This is a genomic window from Chloroflexota bacterium (assembly GCA_013152435.1).
In the GTDB taxonomy this organism is placed as follows: domain Bacteria; phylum Chloroflexota; class Anaerolineae; order DUEN01; family DUEN01; genus DUEN01.
This window is the reverse complement of the sequence record JAADGJ010000119.1, coordinates 14,678-36,359: the sequence shown is the minus strand read 5'-3', so window position 1 is coordinate 36,359 and position 21,682 is coordinate 14,678. Positions and strand designations below refer to the sequence as shown.

General features: G+C 63.4%; 19 protein-coding genes. 10 read left to right on the top strand and 9 right to left on the bottom strand.

Features of this window, described 5'->3' with window-relative positions; translation table 11 throughout:
* Positions 1–29 precede the first annotated feature (29 nt).
* From GXP39_17020 to GXP39_17000, 5 genes are all read right to left on the bottom strand, one after another.
* Entirely contained in the window at positions 30–560 is a 531-nt protein-coding gene (locus GXP39_17020; protein ID NOZ29734.1) for a zinc ribbon domain-containing protein, read from the bottom strand.
* A gap of 75 nt (positions 561–635) precedes the next feature.
* Complete coding sequence (locus tag GXP39_17015; protein ID NOZ29733.1) at positions 636–2,630, bottom strand: heme lyase CcmF/NrfE family subunit; 1,995 nt, start codon at positions 2,628–2,630, stop codon at positions 636–638.
* Between the two features lie 345 nt (positions 2,631–2,975).
* A complete protein-coding gene (locus tag GXP39_17010; GenBank protein NOZ29732.1) occupies positions 2,976–3,533 on the bottom strand; it encodes a TlpA family protein disulfide reductase in 558 nt (185 codons plus the stop codon).
* The gene (locus tag GXP39_17005; GenBank protein ID NOZ29731.1) at positions 3,526–3,951 is read right to left on the bottom strand and encodes a cytochrome c-type biogenesis protein CcmH; all 426 of its coding nucleotides are present in this window, start codon (positions 3,949–3,951) and stop codon (positions 3,526–3,528) included. The genes GXP39_17010 and GXP39_17005 overlap by 8 nt, the downstream gene beginning before the upstream one ends.
* 79 nt (positions 3,952–4,030) lie before the next feature.
* Complete coding sequence (locus tag GXP39_17000) at positions 4,031–5,128, bottom strand: adenylate/guanylate cyclase domain-containing response regulator (protein NOZ29730.1); 1,098 nt, start codon at positions 5,126–5,128, stop codon at positions 4,031–4,033.
* A 558-nt stretch (positions 5,129–5,686) separates the two neighbouring features.
* On the opposite strand from GXP39_17000, the gene GXP39_16995 reads away from it, so the two are divergent.
* Positions 5,687–7,060, top strand: a complete 1,374-nt coding sequence (locus GXP39_16995) for a LysM peptidoglycan-binding domain-containing protein (protein NOZ29729.1) — start codon at positions 5,687–5,689, stop codon at positions 7,058–7,060.
* A gap of 127 nt (positions 7,061–7,187) precedes the next feature.
* Here the strand turns inward: GXP39_16995 and GXP39_16990 are convergent, their stop codons facing one another.
* Complete coding sequence (locus GXP39_16990) at positions 7,188–8,135, bottom strand: NAD-dependent epimerase/dehydratase family protein (GenBank protein NOZ29728.1); 948 nt, start codon at positions 8,133–8,135, stop codon at positions 7,188–7,190.
* 347 nt (positions 8,136–8,482) lie between these two features.
* On the opposite strand from GXP39_16990, the gene GXP39_16985 reads away from it, so the two are divergent.
* The 6 genes from GXP39_16985 (at position 8,483) to GXP39_16960 (ending at position 13,301) form a co-directional block, all read left to right on the top strand.
* Positions 8,483–9,469 carry a D-cysteine desulfhydrase family protein gene (locus GXP39_16985; protein ID NOZ29727.1) on the top strand — a complete coding sequence of 329 codons (987 nt, stop codon included), beginning with the start codon at positions 8,483–8,485 and terminating at the stop codon, positions 9,467–9,469.
* Positions 9,470–9,579: 110 nt separating this feature from the next.
* The gene (locus GXP39_16980; protein NOZ29726.1) at positions 9,580–9,957 is read left to right on the top strand and encodes a hypothetical protein; all 378 of its coding nucleotides are present in this window, start codon (positions 9,580–9,582) and stop codon (positions 9,955–9,957) included.
* A 132-nt stretch (positions 9,958–10,089) separates the two neighbouring features.
* Positions 10,090–10,728, top strand: a complete 639-nt coding sequence (locus tag GXP39_16975; GenBank protein NOZ29725.1) for an MBL fold metallo-hydrolase — start codon at positions 10,090–10,092, stop codon at positions 10,726–10,728.
* Positions 10,729–10,752: 24 nt separating this feature from the next.
* Entirely contained in the window at positions 10,753–11,481 is a 729-nt protein-coding gene (locus GXP39_16970; protein ID NOZ29724.1) for a tetratricopeptide repeat protein, read from the top strand.
* 101 nt (positions 11,482–11,582) lie between these two features.
* The gene (locus GXP39_16965; GenBank protein ID NOZ29723.1) at positions 11,583–12,644 is read left to right on the top strand and encodes a vitamin K epoxide reductase; all 1,062 of its coding nucleotides are present in this window, start codon (positions 11,583–11,585) and stop codon (positions 12,642–12,644) included.
* Positions 12,645–12,725: 81 nt separating this feature from the next.
* Positions 12,726–13,301, top strand: a complete 576-nt coding sequence (locus GXP39_16960; GenBank protein NOZ29722.1) for a methyltransferase domain-containing protein — start codon at positions 12,726–12,728, stop codon at positions 13,299–13,301.
* Positions 13,302–13,425: 124 nt separating this feature from the next.
* On the opposite strand, the gene GXP39_16955 is transcribed toward GXP39_16960, so the two are convergent.
* A complete protein-coding gene (locus GXP39_16955; protein NOZ29721.1) occupies positions 13,426–15,762 on the bottom strand; it encodes a transglutaminase domain-containing protein in 2,337 nt (778 codons plus the stop codon).
* 702 nt (positions 15,763–16,464) lie between these two features.
* Positions 16,465–18,327: a hypothetical protein gene (locus tag GXP39_16950; protein ID NOZ29720.1), complete on the bottom strand. Its 1,863-nt coding sequence runs from the start codon at positions 18,325–18,327 to the stop codon at positions 16,465–16,467.
* A 187-nt stretch (positions 18,328–18,514) separates the two neighbouring features.
* Between GXP39_16950 and GXP39_16945 the strand changes: the two genes are divergently transcribed.
* Positions 18,515–18,814, top strand: a complete 300-nt coding sequence (locus GXP39_16945) for a hypothetical protein (protein ID NOZ29719.1) — start codon at positions 18,515–18,517, stop codon at positions 18,812–18,814.
* 97 nt (positions 18,815–18,911) lie between these two features.
* Here GXP39_16945 and GXP39_16940 read toward each other — a convergent pair whose 3' ends face one another.
* Positions 18,912–19,184, bottom strand: coding sequence for a zinc ribbon domain-containing protein (locus GXP39_16940; protein ID NOZ29718.1), 273 nt, complete (start codon positions 19,182–19,184; stop codon positions 18,912–18,914).
* A 747-nt stretch (positions 19,185–19,931) separates the two neighbouring features.
* Between GXP39_16940 and GXP39_16935 the strand changes: the two genes are divergently transcribed.
* Both GXP39_16935 and GXP39_16930 read left to right on the top strand, forming a co-directional pair.
* A complete protein-coding gene (locus GXP39_16935) occupies positions 19,932–20,351 on the top strand; it encodes a response regulator transcription factor (GenBank protein ID NOZ29717.1) in 420 nt (139 codons plus the stop codon).
* A gap of 444 nt (positions 20,352–20,795) precedes the next feature.
* On the top strand, positions 20,796–21,350 hold the full coding sequence (locus GXP39_16930) for a helix-turn-helix domain containing protein (protein NOZ29716.1): 555 nt from the start codon (positions 20,796–20,798) through the stop codon (positions 21,348–21,350).
* The last annotated feature ends 332 nt before the right edge of the window (positions 21,351–21,682 follow it).

Below are 21,682 nucleotides of genomic sequence, written 5' to 3'. Positions count from 1 at the left end.
GGGCTTCGTTTGTCGTTCAGACGGAAGCTTCATGCCGCGTCCGGAGAGGCGACGGGCGTGCCACAGCGCCCGCAGAAACGGTCCCCCTCCTCGAGCGGCGCCCCGCACCGGGTACAGAATCCGGCTGCCTGATCGGAGGCGGGCGCCCGCCGGGCGGATCGTCGGCGGAGCGCTGCGATCTCAGCCTCTATTTGGGCTTCGAGGTCCTCGGCCGGGGCCGCGGCCTTGCGTCGTCGGCGTGAGATCTCGCGCTCCAGGCGGGCTGCCGCTTTGCCAGGCTTGACGCCCTGGCGCTGATCGATCTGCTTGAGGACTTCGATCGCCTCCGACCGTAATTGGGCATTCAGGACTTGAAAATCCTCTTCCGCCATCTTGCCCATCGCGTAATCGAACTCCAGATCCTTGATCGCGGCCAGCAGGCTGTCCCGGCGCTCCATCAGCTCGGCGAGGGCGTCGGATCCCTCGGTATCCACATGGTTCGATCGCCTCTGTTGCACGATAGGCCAGGCGACGATGGCGACGGAGATGGCGGCCATGAGAATGGCTATCACGATGATCATGATGTCTGAATCCTGCCTCCCCCTTGATCTTTGAAAGAAGACGATGGTCCCCGCCGCCCGTTACGGGAGCCGAGGTCACGCCGTGGGCGCGGCTCCCGCTGGCATGCGGGCGGAGACCCGGGCCGGCTGGCGACGGTTGGGCCACATGGCGATGACGGTCCCCAACATCAACACCGCTCCGCCGAGCCATAGCCAGCTCATCATCGGGTTCACGTAGACCTTCAGCGATGCTCGCGCGCCGCCGTCCTCCCAGCCAGCCAACACGGTGTAAAGGTCCTCCCACAGCCCGATGCGGATTCCCACCTCGGTGGTGGGCTGCTCCGGCGTCTTGAAGTAGAGGTTCTTCTGTGGGCGGAGCGTGCCGATATACTTGCCGTCGCGATAGATATCCAGGTTGGCGAAGATCGCCTCGTGGTTTGCCGTGGTGCGCTGTCCCAGGCCGCGGTAAACCAGCGTGTAATTCTGAATGGAGAGGCTCTCACCCACGGCCAGATTGGCCTGCGCCTCGGATTGGTAGAACGAGTTCCCGATGATGCCGACGGCCATGAGGACGACGCCCAGGTGCACGATGTAGCCGCCGTAGCGCCGCTGGTTGCGACGGATCAGGTTCCCCATGGCTCGCAGCCAGCCTTCCCCGGTCGCGCTGCGGCGGGCCATGACCCCGTAGATGAACTCCTGTCCGATGGTGGAGACGATCAGAAGGCAGACCCCTAGCCCGGCGAGGGGAAGCGGCTTCCGCACGCCGACGAGGATCAGGATGGCCACCCCGATGAGGGTGGCGATCGCCGGCCACGTGAACTGGCGTCGGATCGTGTCCCAGGTGGAGATGCGCCAACCCAGCAGCGGACAGACCCCCATCAGGATGAGCAGCCCCAGGAAGATCGGCCCGTTCACCTTGTTGAAGAACGGCGCGCTGACCGAGATCTTGGTGTTGCTCACGGCCTCCGTGATGATCGGGAACAGGGTACCCAGCAGCGTCGCGAACATGATCCCCACCAGGACCAGGTTGTTCAGCAGGAAGCCCGCCTCTCGTGAGAGCATCCCGTCCAGCTCATGTTCGTCGCGCAGCAGGGGAAGGCGATCCCGCATCAGCGCCAGGAAGCCGATGGTGGAGACCGCGATGAAGGACAGGAAGATGGGGCCGATGTTGGACAGCGCGAAGGCGTGTACGGACTCGATGATGCCGCTGCGGGTGATGAAGGTGCCGATCAGGGTCAGCTCGAACGTGAGCAGGATCAGGGTCATGTTCCAGATCTTCAGCATCCCGCGGCGTTCCTGGATCATGATCGAGTGCAGAAAGGCGGTGGCGGTCAGCCAGGGCAGGAAGGAGGCGTTCTCCACGGGGTCCCAGGCCCAATATCCGCCCCAGCCCAGTTCGGCGTAGGCCCATTGCGAGCCCATCAGGATGCCGATGGAGAGGAACAGCCACGAGATCAACGTCCAGCGTCGGATCGTGCGCACCCAGGTGTTCCCCAGCTGCTTGGTCACCAGGGCCGCCACGGCGAACGCGAACGGGACGGTGAATCCCACGAATCCCAGGTACAGGCCGACCGGGTGCAAGACCATCCAATAGTTCTGCAGAAGTGGGTTCAGCCCTGAGCCGTCGGGCGGGACGAAGGAGAGTCGCTTGAAGGGGTTGGAGGCGAACAGCAGAAGCGACAGGAAGAGCAGGCTGACCACCAGCAGCGTCGCGTGCACGTAGGGCATCATGCGTTGGTGTTGTCCGCGGAAGCTGATCGCGGCGGCTATCGAGTAGATGCTCAGGATGAGGGCCCAGAAGAGCAGCGAGCCGGCCTGCCCTCCCCAGAAGCTGGAGAACTTGTAGAAGGGCGGGAGGCTGCGCTCGGTGTGTGCCGCGACGTACTCGATACTGAAGTCTCCCGTCATCAGCGCGTACCACAGCGCCAGGGAGGCGATGATGACGAGGCCTCCTACCACGAAGACGGCGTTTCGACCGCTTTCCACCCATTCCGGGCGGCGGCGCTGCGCTCCGACCACGGAGGTGATGGTCCCCAACAGCGCGATCACGAACGCCACCGCCAGCGCTATGTATCCTACATCCGGTATCATAGTCGGTTCCTTTGTCCAACTCTTGGAGTTCTTTCGTGCTCAAGACACCTGCACGCTTGATCGGGGAGCACGTATCCTCACGTTATTCAGCGCGTGTCTGAAAATTCACCGGCCAGGCGTCTGAGGCCGTCCCCCAACGGTATGTTCCACAGGGGAGGGTGTGGAGGGGATTCCCCTCCGCAGGAGATCCCATCTTCCTGGCCTGTACCCGCCTTTCTCGGCCCTTTTCACAAGGCTCTGGATCGAGAGCGGGCGGGTCAGAGGCGGAAGCATAGGTTCCTTCGGAGGAGCCCTGCCCCTCTGGGCCTCCCCGTAGCGGGGGCAGCGGGGTTTCTCAAACACGCACTAGGGCATGATCTCCTGGATCCGGGCCTCCAGCTCGGCCATGTCGACGAACGGCCCTTCCTTGAAGCTGCGGATCTCGCCGTTAGGATCGATGAAGAACGTTTCCGGCACGCCGCGGATGAAATAGCGGCGAGCGATCCTGCTGCCCAGATCGGGGCCATTAGGATATGTGATCTGGAACTCCTCCAGATACGCTCGCGCCTGGGGCTCCTGGTCCAGGTAATCCACGCCGATGACCATCAGTCCCTGGTCCTTGTAGCGACGCCAGGCGGCTTCCAACAGCGGCGCCTCGTCCTTACATGGATCGCACCAGCTGGCCCAGAAGTTTAGGATCACGGGGCGGCCGCGCAGATCGCTCAGGGTGATCTCCCCTCCGTCGAACAGCGTAAGGGTGAAATCCGGGGCGGGGCCGCTCTTGGGTTGGCTGATCCCCTTCCGGATCTGCCCATAGGTGAGAAGCGCCAGGAAGGCGAGTATGATGACCAGGATCAGTCCCATGCCCAGGCTGGACCGCCGTTGAGTGCCTTGGGTTGTCCCCTCTGCAATCGTTTCAGTCAAGGTTCCTCAACTCCTCCTCTAGTCTTCTCGCATACTCATCCTGGGACAAGTCGGGGGAGCGCGTGACCTCGGCGGTGCGTGCGATGCGCCTGTGCGCGGACCAGCGCCGACCCTGATAGATGAGCCAGCCGGCGCCTCCGGCCAGTGCCGCAAACGGCAGGATCCAGGCGAACAGGGAGAATCCCTTGCGAGGGGGCTCACCCAGCACCTGTGGCCCGTACTGTTCCACGAAGTAGGCTTTGATCTCCTCGGGAGTGGCCCCTTCCGCCAGTTTAAGGGCGATGACCTCTCGCATCTGTATGCATGCCTTCAGTTCACAGACATCCAGACGAACGCCGGAACAGAGCGGGCACCACAGCTCCTTCGCGATGGCGTTGATCTCTTCCGGCGTGGGCGTCTGGGCCACGGCTCCGAGCACACTACTCCCCAGAATGATCGATATGAGAAGGCAGCGTGCTGCCCATACAACCCATCCTCTGATGCGCATAGGATTTCCCTCACTCCTCTGATAATGGAAGCCTCTCGTCCGTTTCCGTCTTCAGCCCCACGATGTTGTACGCCTGGACGGGCTCCGTCCTGCCCTTCACGGAGACCATGCCGATCTCCTCCACGATCGCGATGTCGCGAACCTGCTGGTAGATCTCCTTGCTGACCAGGATCTGGCCCGTCTCCGCGATCTCCTGCAGGCGCTTGGCCAGGACCACCGCGTCGCCGATGGCGGTGTAGTTCATGAGATGTTGGCTGCCTATGTTGCCCACCACCGCATCGCCGGTGTGGATCCCCATGCTGATAGAGAGCCGATGGTCCTCCAGGGGGACGTCGAGCTTTTCCACCACTCGCTTCAGCTCCAGCGCGGTCCGGATGGCGCGCTCAATGTGATCCTCCTGGGGCATGGGAGCGTTGAAGAGGATCATCGCGCCGTCGCCCATGAATTTGTCCAGCGTGCCCTCATGCGCCAGCACCACGTCCGCGATCGCGGACAGGTAGGTGTTCAGGATGTGGATCAGCCGGTCGGGCGGTAGCGATGTCGCGAGCGGGGAGAAGTCGCGCAGGTCGACGAACAGGATGGTGACCTCCTGGCGCGTGCCTCCCAGGCTGGGGAAGCCGGGCTCTTGCAGGAGGCGCTCCGCGACCCGGCGGGGTATATATCGCCGGATCAGGATGCTCATCTTCGCGTTGAGTTCATCGATTTGCTGCTGGAGCTCCGCGTTCTTGCGGCGGAGCCGGGTTTTCTCCAGCACCTGTTGGACGCGGGAGCGAATCTCCTTTAGAGGAAAAGGCTTGCTGACGTAGTCATCCGCGCCGGCCTGCATGCACTCGATGGTCAGCCGCTCCGAGCTCAACGCGCTGACCATGATGATGCCCGTTACGCGGTCCTGTTCGCGAATCTGCTTCAGCACCCGCACGCCGTCAATGTGCGGCAGGATGATGTCAAGAAGGATCAGGTCCGGCTGCTCTCGTTCGTATAGTTCGAGGGCCTGCTTGCCGTCGATGGCCTCAATCACCCGAAACCCTTCAGCCAACAGGAAGCGTTGCACTAAGTGAAGTGTGTCGGGCTCGTCGTCGACCAGAAGGACTTTAGGTTGTTCTGACATCCCCTTCCACCGATTCGGGGTAGCGGAGCGGATCGTTGTCGTCCTGGGACAGCAACGAGACCCTCGATCCCCCTTGATTGTCAGCGGGCGTGCATGAGCCCTCTGGAGCCCCTTGTAAAAGTTCCCTACATGCCTGTCTCACGTTCATAAGAACTATGTGAAATTCCCTTGGGAGACCTGTGTTATATGAATTATAGCACATATAGTGGTCCCTTCACAAAAGGGGGATAGGAATAGTAGATTGCAACATGCCCCCCACGGCTGAGGGCCACCTCTCGCCAGCTTCCAATATTGCCTATTGCCATTGTCCGAAATTTTTGCTATACTAACCACGATTTCATACGGATTTTCCTGAAGGCCACCTCTTGGGGGCGGCCTGCATGACGGGTGGGGCGAACCTGCAATGGAGGTGTCGATGATCCATGGTCGTCCTGTCCCTGATGTAGGGCTTCCGAATCCCCCTGTACTCCTTGCGTTCTGGGCGTGTTGCACCATCACTCGCAACGCACAGGCGCCCGTAAGAACCCCCGAACATCGCTTGGTCACAAGGAGCAGAGGATGACTGGTAGGTATCGATCGATCCTGTACAGGTTTTGTGTGGCCTTCATCTCCCTCTTGATCTTCATGTCCCCGGCCGTCGTGTGGGCGCAGCCGGCGCCCGCCCCGCACGCGGATGAGGTGGTCCACCGGGTGCGTCGCGGGGAGACGCTGGCTACCATCGCGGCCCGCTATCATACCACGGTCGCTCAGATCGCTGCTTATAACGGACTGCGGAACCCGAATTTCGTGTATGTGGGACAGCGGCTGCGCATCCCGGTCTCGACGACCGCGGGGCGCTCGGCCGCCGCGGGGCTCTCCGTCGCGCCGCCTGGCGACAGGCGGATCCACATCGTGCGCCGGGGGGAATACCTAGCCCTGATCGCGCAGCGGTATGGAACGACGGTCCAGGCTTTGATGCGAGCGAACCGGCTGGCGAACGGCAACGTGCTCTACGTGGGACAGCGGCTCGTGATCCCCGGCTCGGTGAGTGTGGCCACGCAGGTCACCCCATCCCCTACGCCGACCCCTCTGATGCTGCCGGACCCCATTCACCCGGAGCTGCTGCCCCCGGTGTCGGAGACCATGGTTGTGGCGATGGCGGCATCCACGTCGACGCCCGCACCGCCGACCCCCGCGCCGCCCCCAACGCAGGTGCCTCCGACGCCGACCCCTACGCCCATACCTCCGACGCCGACCTCGTCACCCACGCCCACGGCGACGCCAACACCTCCTCCTACCACGGCGGCGCCTATCGCGTCCTCGACGGCGGAGCCCGCCTCCCCACCCGCCTCGCCCACGCCGATTGTGCATGTGGTGCAAAGGGGGGAGTTCCTGGCCAGCATCGCTCAGAAGTACGGCGTGACGGTTCAGGCGATCCTGTCCGCCAACCGGGTGAGAAACCCCAATCTCCTATACGCCGGACAGCGGCTGGTCATACCGAACGGCCAGGCACCTTCGGAGGCCAGGCCTGTGCCCACGATGCGGCCCTCGCAGTGGACCGACCGGCATCCCCCGGATAGTAGATTCGAGACATCCATAGAGGGGAAATGGATCGAGGTCAACGTGACGACCCAGACGCTCAACGCGTATGAGGGGGATCGGCTCATCTTCTCCACCCAGGTGAGCACGGGACTGCCCGCAACGCCCACGGTCCTGGGACGCTTCCGGATCCGTCAGAAGCTCCGGGCCCAGACGATGTCCGGCCCCGGCTATTACCTGCCCAATGTCCCTTATGTGATGTACTTCTATGCGGGCTATGCGCTTCATGGGACGTACTGGCACAACAACTTCGGGCAGCCGATGAGCCACGGATGTGTGAACATGCGCACCTCGGAGGCGAAATGGCTCTATGAGTGGGCGCCGTTGGGCACGCCGGTCGTGGTGCATCGCTAGACGCGAACGTCAAACCGTCCGGAAATTGGGAGCGCCCGGGGCAACCGGGCGCTTCTTCGTCCGTATGGGCGTGGGAGGGATGATGCGGGGGGAAAGTCCAAGCGGGATCCTTCCGGTGGAGGAGGCCTCACTGGGTGGACTCGACCATGTAGGCGCGAAGGCGATCGTCCTCCGCCAGGAATCGCTGTAGACCGGTGCGCAGATCGACCCGCGGGCGGTAGTTCAACAGGGCTCGTGCCTTCTCCAGGCTGGCCACCAGTCGGGACACGCCCCCTGACTGCTTCTCATTGTATAACACCGATGGACGGCGATGGGTGATCTCCGCGATGGTGCGTACCAGGGTGTTGATGCTCACCTCTTCCCCGGAGCCCACGTTGATGATCTGCCGATCGACACCCGGGGCCGTCGCCGCCGCCACGAGCGCCTCCACGACGTCGTCCACGTAGACGAAATCTCGCGTCTGCATCCCATCCCCGAAGATCACCAGGGAGCCCCCGTTCAGGGTTTGCTTGAGGAACTGCGGGATGACCGGGGCGTGGACCGGCGGCAGGGGTTGGCCGGGGCCATACGCGTTGAAGATCCGCAGGGCGACGGTCTCGATCCCGTAGAGCGCCCCCAGCGTGAACACGTAATATTCCGCCGCGATCTTGCTCACCGCGTAAGGCGCCAGCGGATTGGGGCGCATGTCCTCGTCTACGGGCTGGCGGGGCTGATCGCCGTAGACGGTCCCCGATGAGGCCAGGACCACCCGGCGTACTCCCACGTCACGCATGGCCTCCATCAGGGCCACGGTCCCGCCCACGTTCACGTCGTTGTACTCGCGGGGGTACGCGACCGATTCCGCCACGGAGACCCGCGCGGCCAGATGGAACACGCATTGCACACCCTGGAGCACGGTCCAAAGCTTCGGGCGATCGCGGACGTCGCCGCGGGTGAAGAGCACCTCAGGGGGAAGTCGAGTCGAATCGCCGGCGCTGAGGTCGTCCAGCACGCGCACCTGATGTCCATCGGCGACCAGGCGTCGTGCCAGTGCAGAGCCGAGAAATCCAGCGCCACCGGTGATCAGTACACGCATGTATTTCCGATCTCCAATTGCCAGAGTCGTGCCAGCTCGGCCGATTGCGAGATCGACGCGGCTCACACTTGTATTGCGAAAGAGGGGAATCAGGACTCGACCTCAGTATAAACGGGGCCCGGTGGCACGTCAAATTGCTATGCCATTTGATTGTATATCCTCTGTGTGGGGAAAACGGGCCGCGATGGATGCCTCCCCCGGGTGGGGGAGAGCCCGGATGCCGTCGCCTATCAGGCGTCGATCCGCATTCGGAACGCTTTCGATCCGGATGGTCTGGGAGGACAAAGCGCCTTATGATGGGGGAGCTGGGATCGCTGCTGCGGATGTCCACGGATGAGGAGGTTGGCATGTCGACGGATCGATGGGATCGGTTACCGCGCGTGGATCTGGCGCATCTCCCGACGCCGCTGGAGGAGATGCCCCGGCTCGCTCAGATGCTGGGCGGCCCATCGTTGTGGGTGAAGCGGGATGACCAGACCGGGCTGGCGGGTGGTGGCAACAAGGCCCGCAAACTGGAGTTCTTGGTGGGTGAGGCGCTGGAGCAGGGCGCGGACTGGCTGATCACGGCGGGCGCGGCGCAGTCCAATCACTGCCGGCAGACGGCGGCCGCGGCCGTTCGCAACGGGCTCAAGTGCACGCTGGTCCTGCGAGGATCCCCCCCGCCGGAGGTGACCGGCAATCTGCTGTTGGATCACCTGCTGGGGGCTCAGATCCGATGGGCGGGCGACCGCTCGCGCGAGGAGGTCATGGCGGATGTCGCGGAGGAGCTACGGGAGCAAGGACATCGTCCGTACGTGATCCCCATCGGCGGATCGAACGCGGTGGGGGCGGTGGGGTATGCCCTGGCGATGTGGGAGTTGCAGGACCAGCTCAGCGCCCTGGATGCGCCGATCCGGCATATCTTCGTCTCCTCGAGCTCGGGAGGCACGCACGCGGGTCTGATGGCCGGCGCGTACCTGACCGGCTTTGATGGGGTCATTCACGGGATCAGCAACGATCGTTCGGCGAACACGTTGCGTCCGTGTCTGGCGGAGATCGCGACCCAGGCCCTCCAGCGCCTGGGGGTGCCCCATGCGTTCCAATCCCAGGACTTCGTCGTGCATGACGAGTATCTGGGGGAGGGATATGGCGTTGTGACCGAGGAGGATGTGCGGGCCATCCGGCTGGTGGCCCGCACGGAGGGGATACTGCTGGATCCCGTCTACACCGCTCGGGTGATGAGCGCGCTGGTGGATATGGTGCGGCGCGGCGAGATCCATCGGGATGAAGGGGTGCTGTTCTGGCACACGGGGGGCTTCCCGTCCCTGTTCGCTCATACCAAGGTACTGTTGTAGAAGAGGGGGCTTGGCTGGCGGGTACTATTGTTCGGAGGCGGTATCATGGCTTAAGGTATTCTCGGTGGCATTGCCAATCGGCATCACTCTGTGCAAAGGGGATGGCATAGATGTTGGGAGTTTCAGCTTTGCAGTCACGGTCCTCCTTCCCAACGGCCGAGGATGATGGCCGATCGTCTCTGGATATGGCTTTGATGGCGTTCATTCGCTACTTCGCCAACAACCCGATCCGACGAGACATCATCGCCTTCTTCGCTCGGCGCATGGATATCCCGGTGACCGCGGCGGAGGTCGCGCACGAGACGGGATATCGCCCTCAGGCTGTGCGTGCTGAGTTGGATGACCTGGTGCTGCTGGGGTTGTTGGAAGCCGAGGGACATGACGGGGGACAGGCGTACAAGCTGACCCGAGATGCCGAGCTGCGTTGGCGGGTGGAACTTTTCGGCAAGCAGCGCGGACGAGCGCTTGCGGGTGCTCGCAGGAGGTAGGCGGGCGCGGATAATAGTGGGAAGCTGTGGAAGATCAGAGCAGGATATATATGCCGGAGCGGGGCGAAGAAGGTTGCCCCGCCTTTTTCTTTCGAGTATAATGCGCTCGATTATGGTGGAAAGGAGGCTTCATTGGAGATCACCTGGTATGGGCATGCCTGTTTCCGCCTGCGAGAGAGGGGAATTTCCATCGTAACGGACCCTTATGATAAGGATCTGGGGTATACGCTCCCGCGGCTACGGGCGGATGTGGTGACGAGCAGTCACGCGGCGCCCGGTCACTCCCATGTTCGTGCCATCAAAGGCGATCCCAAGGTGCTGAGCGGTCCGGGCGAGTACGAGATCCGTGGCGTGTTCATCACCGGGATTCCCACCTGGCATGCTCGCAAGCGTGGGCAGCCCGATGAGCGGAACACGGTCTTCCTGTTCGACTTCAACGGCATCAGCGTGTGTCATCTGGGCGACCTGGGGCACCTGCTTTCCGAGGAGCAGGCCGAGGCGATCGGCGAGGTGGGGATCTTGTTGATCCCCGTCGGCGGCGGGCGCACGCTGGACGCCAGCCGGGCGGCCGAGGTGGTGAGCCAGCTGGAGCCGCGCATCGTCATCCCCATGCACTATAAGACGCCTGCCTGCACTCGGAATCTGGACAAGATCGACAAATTCCTGCGGGCGATGGGGGTGAGCAGCGTGGAGCCCCAGGAGGTGCTCAAGATCTCCTCCTCCAGCCTCCCCGATGAGACGCAGGTGGTCCTCTTGGATTACAAGCAATAAGAGCTATTGGCAAAGGCGGATCCCATGTCTGGAGTCTATGATCGCGAAGGCCTTCCGCCGGCTGCCGCTCCCGTCCGCATGCGGTGGAGGGGGGCCTTTGTCCTGGCGATGGTGGGGCTGAGCCTGCTCCTGGTCCTGGCGATCGCTGTGGGATGTTCCGACGAGGAGTCGGCCCCGGCTGGCGATCCCCAGGCGTATATCACGGCCGGCCGTGAGGCGTTGCAGACGGGCGATGTCGCCAAGGCGATCGAGCAGTTGGAGAAGGCCGTCGAGATCGCCCCCGATAATCGAGATGCCCACTTCCTGTTGGGCAACGCGTACACGCGTGCGGGCAAGCTGGAACAGGCGATGACGGCGTACCGGAAGGTCCTGGAGTTGGCTCCGGACGATGTGGGCGCACACTCGAACCTGGGGGTGGTCTACTACCAGTTGGGACGCATAGACGAGGCGATCGCCCAGTTCCAGGCGGGCTTGGCCATCGCTCCGGGGGATGCGGCGCTTCACTATCTATTGGGGGCGGCCCAGGTGCAACAGGGGGACCTGGTGTCGGCCCGGGCGTCGTTTGAAAAGGCCAAGGCCCTGGATCCCGACCTGCCCGAGGTCTACTTTGGGCTGGGGATGGTGGATAAGCTGGAGGGACGGCGCGAGGAGGCCATCGCCAACTTCCAGCATTTCCTGGAGATCGGCCCGGGGCAGGACGAGCGGGCCATGGATAAGGCGAGGCAGCTGCTGCAGGAGCTGGGCGCTCAGTAGGGTGAAGATCACGGCCGCCTGGGAGGCGGCGCGTGTGCACGGGGATGCTGCGAATCTTAACCCTCGGGCCTTTCAACGGCCCAGGGAGGGGACGCTCGGTTATGCGGGTGATGGGTCTGGTATTCGCGATATGGTTGAGCCTGTGGGCTGTGATCCCCGGCGCTGCGGCGGAGCCGGTGGTGCGCGCGGTGCTGTTCTTCTCCCCGACGTGCCCACACTGCCACAAGGTGATGACGGAGGATCTGCCGCCGCTGCAGGAGCGGTTCGGCGATCAGTTGCAGATCGCCGAGGTGAACGTGTTGGAGAGCGAGGGGCAGGAGCTGTACAACGCCGCCATTCACCGCTTCGGCATCCCTCCCAATCGTCGCGGCGTGCCCACCCTGATCGTGGGAGATCAGGTGCTCGTGGGGTCCATGGAGATCCCGGAGCGGTTCCCACGGATCATCGAGGAGGGGCTGGCGGCTGGGGGGATCGATTGGCCGGATATCCCCGGCTTCGTTCCTGAGAAGTTCGTGGGCTCGTCGGGCGGGAAGGTCTCCTTAGCGGAGCGGATCGGCCAGGACATGCCCGCCAACGCGATCGCCATCGTGGTCCTGGTGGCCATGGTGCTCGTCTTCGTGTGGGTGGGCGTCCAGGTTGGTCGGGGACGACGGGGCCAGTGGCACCCTGTGGCGAGCGCGGGCGAACGTGAGTGGGTGGTGCCGGCTCTGTCGATCGCCGGGCTGGCCATCGCCCTCTACCTCAGCTATGTGGAGATCGCCCACGCATCCGCCGTCTGCGGCCCCGTCGGCAACTGCAACACCGTGCAGCAGAGCCCCTATGCCCATCTGTTCGGCGTGATCCCCATCGGGATTTTGGGGGTGGCCGGCTACGCGGCGATCCTTGCCGCCTGGGGGGTGAGCCGTTGGGGGCAAGGGCGGATGGCGGAGCGAGGGAGGGTGGCCCTGCTGGCCTTCACGGCGTTGGGCGTTCTGTTCTCCATCTATCTGACCTTTCTGGAGCCCTTCGTCATCGGGGCCACATGCGTGTGGTGCCTGGCGTCGGCGATCATCATGACGGCGCTGTTATGGTTGGTGTGGCAGCCGGGCCTGGCCGCGTGGTTGGCCCTGAGCCCGGTTCGCAGGAAGCGAGTGCCCCGTCGTCGTCGGGCTCGTGCCCGATAGGGTACGGTCGGGGTTTCAAGAGTTTGTGATCTCTTGCGCCGGACCGCGCGGTCCGGCGCAGTGCTTTCTGGAGAGGGTGGGATGCCGTTGGATCATTTCGACCTCATTGCCCCTTTGTACGATCGGGTGTTCCAGGGACAGGGGGCGTCCCGGCTGCGAGAGCTCCTGCAGTTGCCGACCTCGGGGTGGATTCTGGACGCGGCGGGGGGAACCGGCCGCGTGGCCCAGGCGTTGCGCGATGGCGCCGATGGAGTCGTGGTCATAGACCTGTCCTGGGGGATGTTGCGGCAGGCGCGTGGGAAGCCGGGACTGGCCCTGGTGAACACGAACGTGGAGCGCCTGCCCTTTCCCGATGGGACATTCGCCCGGGTTCTGGTGGTGGATGCCTTCCATCACCTGGGGGATCAGCAGGCCGCCGCCCGCGAGCTGGTGCGCGTGCTCGCCCCGGGGGGACGTCTGGTCATCGAGGAGCCGGACATCCGGCGCTGGCCGGTGAAGCTCGTCGCGCTGGCGGAGCGGTTGATGCTCATGCGCAGCCGGTTCCTGCCTCCCGCCGCCCTCGTGGACCTCTTCTCGGGATTGGGGGTCCGGGCGTGGTATGAGGCGGATGAGGCCTTTCGTTCCTGGATCATCGCGGAGCGTCCATCGGAGCGGTGAGGGTCCTTCCTCCATAGAACGAGGGTATGGGACGGGTGCTTCCCGATCGGGAGCGAAATGGAAATCCCCCCATCAGCCGTGAGGGATCGGGCTGCGGGGGGATTCGTTTTCCGGGCTGACAGGTTTATGCCTCGGGCTGGTGGAGCCCCAGCCGTCGTCTGATCCAGCGCTTCCACAGCAGTGGCCGCAGCGTCTTCCAGCTCTGCCACACGTCGTGCTGTTCCTCAGGCGGCAGCGGATGGGGGCTGAACTGATCCCGCACGTACGCGTCGGTGATGCGGGAGGCGTGCGGGCGACTTCCGGGTAGCGAGGCCTCGATCACGGAAGCCTGCTCGTAGGGGGTGTATGCGGGCGATAAGGCGATGCCCAGCCGTGCGGCCCACCGCAGCAGGCTCGCGTACAGGCGACCGGCCATGCGCGGCCCCCGGGCTTGCGATCGAGCGCGCAGCCCGACGCCCGCGATCGCGGCCACCAGGAGCACGATCGCGGCGAGGATCGCGCCGAGCCAGGGTGGAGCCATCCTCGAGGATAGGGGGGCGTTGATGGGCCCCTGATTTTCGTCTCGTGGGAGCCCCAGGTCGTCGGGCGGCGGCTCCTGGTCCACTGAGTTATCCGGCGGCGCCGTGTAGTTCGCGTAGGGCGCCTCCGGGGGGCGCTCCGGTCGCTCGATCGGGGGCTGTGATGCCGTCGGCTCGAACTCGATCCAGCCGTACCCCGGGAAGTAGACCTCCACCCACGTGTGCGCGTCCAGCTCTCGCACGCGATAGACCTGTGCCTCCTCGTCCCATTCCCCCTGGGCGTAGCCGGAGGCTACCCGGGCCGGGATCCCCACCGCTCGGGCCATGACCGCCATAGCGGAGGCGTAATAATCGCAGTACCCCGCCCGGATGTCGAACAGGAAGTAGTCCACGCCATCCATGCCCGGGGGCGGGGGCGGGATATCGTCGTTGTACTCGATCTGCCGCAGGTAGGACTCCAGGGCGGTCGCCTTGTCGTATGCGTTGTCGTATCCGGCGGTGATCTCCTCCGCCAGCGCCCGCACGCGCTCGGGCAGCGTATCCGGGAGCTGGAGGTAGCGCTCCGCGATGTAGGTCGGGTACGCGTCGCCCGCGTTGCGCAGGCTCTCGATGTCCACCACGCTGATGTAGGAGCGCGTGGTGTAGCTGTCCCCCTCGTATAGCGGCTCCCGGCTGAGCATGATGGAGATGTCCACCGGCCGCACGTTCTCCGCACCCTGGACCTCCTCCGGGGGGAGGCCGGGATTGTACGTCTCGGGTGGGAGCAGGCTCACCTCGGCTCGGGCGGGGATGGAGGCCCCCGCGGGCAGCGGGGCGGCGAACAGCATGTTCCCCTCCGGCACGAGGATGGTGATCGTCTGCGTGACGGTCCGGCGCATCCCGTATGAGGGGAGATCCGGCAGGCGGGATGGCGGCAGGACGATGAGCTCCTCGTCGGTGTTCACCCACCCCCGGCCGGTGTAGGTGTCATAGCCGATCCCTCGCCAGTACCAGCGGTCGGCTCCCTGGGCCTGCACCTCCATGACGACCCGATCCCCCACGTTGCGGTATCCGGAGAGCGTCAGCGTCTTGCTGAACCCCCCGACCGCCGTTGTGGGCTGGTAGTTCAGGGAGGTGAACAGCCGGCGCCACTCCTCCTGTACGGAGCTCCAGGGGCCTTCCAGCGGGCGTAGCAGTTGCTCGATCCATCGGTTGGCGTGGACGTTGGGCAGCCCCCAGGCCAGGGCGATGACGAGGACGGCGAAGATGAACCCGTTGCGCATGAAGTCGAAGTGAACGTCCGGGGCGTAGCGGATGTCCGCCGCACGCCACCATGCCTCGTACCGGCCGAGGTTGACGCGGATCAGCAGGAGCAGGGCCATGAGGAAGTAGAAGAGCAGGTATCCGGTGAGCCCGCCGGCGTAGTAGGCGTTGATGATCAGGGCGATGCCCACGGGGACGATGACTCGCCACACCCGCTGTTCACGGAAGACCGCCCACCCGGCCAAAAAGGAGAGCCACCATGCCAGGAAGGCCAGCTCCAGGATGAAGATCAGGTTATCATTGGAGGAGCCGCCGCTGATGGCCTGTTGGAACCAGGTGTACCATCGGATGAACAGCTCGTACACCCGTTCTCGCGACGTGAAGTCGCCCTCGATCAGTGTGCTGACCCAATAGAATATCCAGGCGCTTCCGGTGATCAGGCTGTGGAGCACGGGGAACAGGCCATCGAATCGGCTGCGGGCCATGAGGATGCCCACGGTGACGCCGCCCAAGATGATGACCTGCAGGATGTCCAGCCCCTCCGCCCAGCGAGCTGCGCTCAGGGACCACCCCAGGCTTAATAGCAGCAGGCTCAGGATGATCGCGGTCGCCCATCCCCCCACGTCTTCGGCCTGGATTTGCGCGATCCCCGCCGATGAGATCCTGTATCTCCTCCACCTCTCCGTCAGCTCGCTGGTCATTTTTCACGTCCTTGGTCGGCCTGACCTCGCACGTCCATGGGCATGGGGTCAGGAGCGGGTGTCATCGTCCCAAGGGGATTGTACGGCCGGGGGTCCTGTGGGTCAAGTAAGCCCGCCTCCCCTCCCGGGCTTTTCAGCGTTCTATGAATGTGTCTGAAAATTTATCGGCAATGTGCGTGCGGGTCTCCCTCAACGACCAGCTCCACAGGGGGAGGTGTGGAGGGACCCTCCCCTCCACGGAAATCCCACTTTTCCGGCCTATACCTGCCTTTCTCGGCCCTTCCCGAAGGACTCAGGCCGAGGCCAGGCAGGTCGAAGGCAAAAGAAGGGCTTTTTCCGGGGTGGCTCCGTTCCTCCGAGCCTCCCCACAGCAGAAGCAACGACATTTTTCAGATACACTCTAACGAATCTTGTAGAGGCAGCCCTTGTGGCTGCCTCAGGCGCCCACGGGGGGCGCCCCTATAGTAAGATTTCAGGGGCAGGTGTTTGAGCTTTGAAAAGCCTTGCCTCCCCTCCAGGGCGTTTGCAAGGTCCAACGCTCATAATGGGCATACGTGACGCCCGTGGGGGCAAAGCATGTCTTGCCTTGCCAGAATGGGCGGAGGGTAGAGAGCACGGCTGGGGATGAGGACCGCTTAGAGATTGCCTTCTCGTGAGGTACAACCCTATGTTGGGTAGCGCGCTGCCGTGCTCCACCGGAGGCTAAGGCCGCAGCCTGTGCGGCAGCCAGGGCAGGAGCCTCTCCGCCGATGCCGACAGGTGGCGCCGCTCGTCGGGCAGCAGCAGCCACTGCCGGGGCTCGGCGTGGTCCCCTGGAACGAGGTAAACCTGATAGCGGGCCTGGGCGTGGAGGTTCAGGGCGCGCCAGGAGGACGCGCTGAACCGTCCCATCTCCCGGATGAGGTTGGCGACGGGCTCTGGCTGTTCCGCCGCGATGCGCTCCGCCGTCTGCTCAACCTGGCTGGCGTAGGAGCGCCACACATCACCGGGAGGGCGCAGGTTGATGACCTCCTCGTAGGAGACGCGCTGACGCCACCAATTCTCGGTTTGCCGCCAGCGGAACGTCTCGGGGCGCAGGAGCTGGGCCAGGAAGGCCCACTCCGGGTAGGGGGGCAGGGTGTTCGCCAGCGCCCGGTTCAGTGTCACGAAGTAGGTATCGTTTCCTCGCGGGATGACGAGTCGTAGCTCGATCCGCTCCTCGGTCGTGGAGGCGGTGGCCTGCGCCTCCGTGATGGCCTGCAGGGACTCCATGGCGCGGCGTATCTGGGGAGCAGCCTCCTGTTGGCGGCCGGGCGCGGGGAAGAACCAGGCGGTGATCACCCGTTGCATCGGATCCGTCTCCACCGTGATGACCATCGATTGCAGCCAGGGCGGCGCCATGCGATCGACCTCGGGGATGTCCCAGGTGTCGCGTACGATCCTGGCAGCCTCCGCCCAGTTGCCGTCCTGGAGGTGTTTGCGCGCCACGTCGATGAGCAATCTTTCCCTCGTCTCGTCCGCTGGCTCGGTGCGGTCGCCCAGGGAGGCCAGCTTGTCGAGGTAGGCGAGGGCCTCCTCCCAGCGGCCGGCCGCGCGGGCGTCATCCAGCAGGCGTTGGTAGGCACGCCGGAGCAGCGGGGTGACCTGTTCGGCCGGGGCGCCGGCCTGAGCCGCCGTCTGGGCCTCCGCGGCCACCAGCGCCGCGTAGGCGAGGGAGAGCTGTCCGCTCTCGTCCTGATGGAGCGCGTACAGCCGGGCCAACGCCAGGTGCGCCTGAGGGTAATCCGGATCAGCTCGGAGCAAGCGGTCGATCTGGGCCAGGGCCATCGGGTAGAAGCGCTCGAAAGCGGGGCCGTCGGGGGCGTCCGCGGAGGCCAGGGCCACCAGCGTCTCCATCCGGGCGGTCATGTCCTGGAGATCCGTCGCGTCCTGGCCTGCCGGGCTGATCTGAGCCCAAGCGTGGGGATGGACGAATTGCATCTGCAGCCGGATGTCCGGTGCCGCCTCTTCAAAGTGCCACTCGATCGCTTGGCCATCGAACGATGTGGGGGCGGGGATGGTGGATACCCATGCCTCACGCGGGGTACCCGGGGGCAGTTGCAGTCGGACCCGGGTGCTGCCGTCCGGGGAGGGCCAGGCGGCGTGCAGGGGATAGGAGAAGGAGACCAGGGGGCCCGTGCCCAGGGAGTAGGCGTATTGCAGGCTCAGCTCCACCCGGCGGTTGGGGGGCAGGAGCACCCTGGAGAAGAAACGCGCCGGGGGCTCCGTCGGCTTCAACGATAGGGGGCTGTCGTTCGCGAACAGTTGGATCGCCTCGGCCGGGATGGCATCTGAACCCTGGATCAGGAGGCCGATGGAGAGCTGGCTCCTCTCCGGATTTTGGAGGGTGAGGCGGACGTCCACATAGGCGATGATCTCCGCTCCCGTCTGCTCCATCCGGACGTCGACGATCTGGGTGCGCAGCTGCGCGGGGGACCTCTCCGCCGGAATGATAGTCAGCTCGCCTTCCGGGCGCGGGGATTGCGCCCGCGCCGGGATGGGCAGATACAGCCCCAAAAGGGCGCAAAGCAGCCAGAAAAGGACCAAGGATCGGTAAGGGACTCTTTTAAGCATTTGCACAAAAGCGTTGCTTCTGGTATCCTATCTCGTGGTGTGTCATTGACCTGTCAGCGACTTCATAACGGATTACAAGCGATTTTGCAAATGGGTGGATATATTGGGAATGCGTGCGGGAGATGTATGAGAGCGAGGCCCATGGGAGGTTGCACTTCATATGATGAAGTTGCTCATGAGCTGGGATATTAAACCTGGCCGCGAACAGTCTTATTTCGAATTCGTGGTCCGAGAATTCGCCCCGGGCCTGATGCGCTTAGGACTGCAGCCGACAGAGCAATGGTACACCCTCTTTGGCGATGGGCCCCAGATGTTGACGGGCGCCGTCACAGAGGATCTGGAGACGATGCGCCAGATCCTGGCCAGCGAGGAGTGGAAGGAGCTCCACGCCAAGCTGATGACGTACGTGACGAATTACAAGCAGAAGGTGGTGCCGGCCGGCCGCGGCTTTCAATTATAACGGATCATCGCAGGCCGTCTGCCAAAGATCGGCGAAACAAGAACCCCATGGTCAAACCATGGGGTTTTGCATCCCTAGACCTTCATACGAGTTCCGCTCAGTCGGACTGCTTATCAGTGGAAGACGACTCCTTCGATCCCTCGCTCTTCTTCTCCTCTTTCCCTCCCCCGTTGCTGCTCAGCGTAGGCGACTTGCTTCGGTTATCCGTCACATAGAAGCCTGATCCCTTGAAGATGATGCCCACCGGATGGATCACCCGGTGCACCTTGCCCCCGCAATCCGGGCAGACGCTCAGTGGGGGATCGGAGAAATGCTGTACTCGCTCGAATCGCACTCCACAGGCCTCACACTCATATTCATATAACGGCATCTGCCTCACCTCCGCGCGAGATCCTCGTCGGCGCACTTGTCATTATACGCAAGGGCGGGGAAATGACAAAGCGAGGGGATGGTACGGAGGGGCCTCCCTTCGTCCCAATAGCCCCTTTTCAATCCTGGCCCCACCCCTTCCCGGCCTGATTCGGGTGGGCGGGGTTGGGCGGGGCAGGTCAGGGACTGAAGCTGGGCGGTTTCTTGATTGGGTTGCTGTGGTTGGCGATGAGGGCTGGGACGGGGCGCCGGACGATAGTCCGGCGGCGCTATTGCGGAATGGTGGTTCCGCGATAGCATGAAAGGGCCGGGAGGATGTGGGCGGAGGATGGGCCTCGACCGGCAGAAGGAGATTGTGGCTGAGGCGGGGGGAGGCCCGGCCGAATGCAGCCTGTGTGGCGTATCTTTCCGCAGTCCGCCATCGTTTTCTATATATATGATAGCGCCGCGCGGAATCGTGTCTGCTGACTGGGGAAACGCCGGGTTGCACACCGCTCCCATCCAGTAAGTGATGTAACAATATTGTAAGCTTCTCGTAAGCATTGTCTATTGGAACCCAGAGGGGCGAGGGGTATAATGACGGCGGATGTGAATCCGTACAAGCAGGGACTTTCGGGCGGTGTAATATGTTGGAAGTGGATCTCAGATGACAGTCAGTCCGCATGTACACGTCTGCTCTAGGGTGGGGATAGAGCATGATGCGGAAAGCCGTAGGGCTACAGCAGCGGCTTTGGGAGACACCCTAGGGATGCGACGGCGATTGCTTTTCCTCTCCAGGAACGAGACCACGGGCTCGGAAGGGGTGGTTCCTGCCTTTCGTGAGCGTGGATGGGATGTCTCCATTCTGGCACCCTGTGAGGAATCATTAACCTCATTGGAAAGACAGGCCTATGATCTGGTCATCATGGAGATCACCCATCCTGGTCCCGGAGGATATGCCCTGTGTGAGGAATTGCGTCGCCGCTCTCGGATCCCTCTGCTGCTGCTTGTATCCAATGCGGCCAGAAAGGACATCGTCCAGGGACTGGATAAGGGAGCGGATGCATATGTCGTAGAGCCGTTTAACATGCGAGAGCTTTTGGTACGCGCTGAGGCTTTGGTGCGTCGGGCAGCGGGATGGTCCGGAAATCAGCCTGATGTAGCCGGTGCGGCTCGACCTTCCGAGTAGGGGGTTCGTGCCCACTTGGGGCCGAGGGACGGACGAACATCGCTGATCGCGTCCATGCTTCCCAGCCGACGGAGCACTCGTACGATTCTGACCTGCTTCTTGGCTTTTCTCCGCACAGCTTGATCCGCTCACGCGCTGCTACCCATCCCCACCACGGCAGCGAGCGTTTCCCTGCTAATTGCATTTCATGTCTGACGCTTCCTGAAGGCATGCGTCATGCCCGGGTGTAGCGTCGGGCCGTTCAAGGAAGCGCTGATTTTGGCGTTTTTTCCAAAATTGAGCGCGTCCTTTTGGGGGCTTCGACGTCTACATTACCAAACAGACCAAGTGGGCAGTGTGCCCCATCCCGGTGAGGAAGCCGGGTTCATCACAGAACCCTTTGCCGGGAGTGGGCCCACAGCAGGAAGCTCAGACCATCACTGCATATCGTGGAGGGGATAGAATATGGCCATCTATGTACGCCTTCTGCGAGACAACGAACAGAAGCGTTTGCGAGAGTTGGCGCAGCGTCGTGACGACATTCATATGAGCAAGCGTGCTCGCATTATCCTACTCTCCGCACAAGGCTACACGGTGCCGCAGATCAGCGCCCGGGTTGGACTCCATCCGATCAACGTACGCAAGTGGATCCACCGATTCAACGCACATGGAGTGTCCGGCCTTCAATCCGGTAAATCCCCCGGACGGCCGCCTCGCTTCACGGAGGAGCAACGCCTGGCGATCATCAAGCTGGCCCAGGCCAATCCCCAGGATCTTGGTCTGCCTTTCAAGCGTTGGTCGTTGCAGCGCTTGCGAAAGTATGTGATGGCGACGGGCGTCGTGGACAGCATCAGCGCCGAGACGATTCGGCAGATCCTCCGGTCCGGCGTCAGCGAGTACGAGAGCCGGGTGACGGAAGCGGTTAGCGGGGACGAACTGCTGCCGCTTGAGACAGAGCAGCGCCCGGAGCATAGGGAGGTAGAGGTTCTCGATCGGGAGCGGGAAAGCCAGGCTGCGTAAAACCTGGGCGGACAAGGGAAATTCCCGCATAGATTTTGGGGCGATAGCGAGATAGCCGGACGGTGATCTGAATCGGTGGCACGTGGAAGAAGGCGTGTTACCAGAGGATATGGGCTATCTCCCTCCACAACCCACAAGGGAGGCGTACAGCCTCCCTTTTTGTATTTCTGACCCCCGGTCGTATAATCCAGTGGTCGCGCATGACCTTGACGCGTGTCTGAGAGTGTGTCTGAGAGATGCCGTTGCTCCTGTTGTGGGGAGACTCGGAGGGGCTGGGAGTTGCCATTCCTTCGCCTTCGACCTGCCGGGCCTCGGCTCAGATCCCCCGAAAG

Bases quoted from the DNA above. Each gene is read 5' to 3' on its own strand.
- GXP39_16980 (NOZ29726.1), top strand. From the start codon at position 9,580: ATGTTGGGAGTTTCAGCTTTGCAGTCACGGTCCTCCTTCCCAACGGCC.
- GXP39_16930 (NOZ29716.1), top strand. From the start codon at position 20,796: ATGGCCATCTATGTACGCCTTCTGCGAGACAACGAACAGAAGCGTTTG.
- GXP39_16960 (NOZ29722.1), top strand. From the start codon at position 12,726: ATGCCGTTGGATCATTTCGACCTCATTGCCCCTTTGTACGATCGGGTG.
- GXP39_16935 (NOZ29717.1), top strand. From the start codon at position 19,932: ATGCGACGGCGATTGCTTTTCCTCTCCAGGAACGAGACCACGGGCTCG.
- GXP39_16955 (NOZ29721.1), bottom strand. From the start codon at position 15,762: ATGACCAGCGAGCTGACGGAGAGGTGGAGGAGATACAGGATCTCATCG.
- GXP39_16945 (NOZ29719.1), top strand. From the start codon at position 18,515: ATGATGAAGTTGCTCATGAGCTGGGATATTAAACCTGGCCGCGAACAG.
- GXP39_17015 (NOZ29733.1), bottom strand. From the start codon at position 2,630: ATGATACCGGATGTAGGATACATAGCGCTGGCGGTGGCGTTCGTGATC.
- GXP39_17000 (NOZ29730.1), bottom strand. From the start codon at position 5,128: ATGTCAGAACAACCTAAAGTCCTTCTGGTCGACGACGAGCCCGACACA.
- GXP39_16985 (NOZ29727.1), top strand. From the start codon at position 8,483: ATGTCGACGGATCGATGGGATCGGTTACCGCGCGTGGATCTGGCGCAT.
- GXP39_16995 (NOZ29729.1), top strand. From the start codon at position 5,687: ATGACTGGTAGGTATCGATCGATCCTGTACAGGTTTTGTGTGGCCTTC.
- GXP39_16940 (NOZ29718.1), bottom strand. From the start codon at position 19,184: ATGCCGTTATATGAATATGAGTGTGAGGCCTGTGGAGTGCGATTCGAG.
- GXP39_16970 (NOZ29724.1), top strand. From the start codon at position 10,753: ATGTCTGGAGTCTATGATCGCGAAGGCCTTCCGCCGGCTGCCGCTCCC.
- GXP39_17020 (NOZ29734.1), bottom strand. From the start codon at position 560: ATGATCATCGTGATAGCCATTCTCATGGCCGCCATCTCCGTCGCCATC.
- GXP39_16965 (NOZ29723.1), top strand. From the start codon at position 11,583: ATGCGGGTGATGGGTCTGGTATTCGCGATATGGTTGAGCCTGTGGGCT.
- GXP39_16990 (NOZ29728.1), bottom strand. From the start codon at position 8,135: ATGCGTGTACTGATCACCGGTGGCGCTGGATTTCTCGGCTCTGCACTG.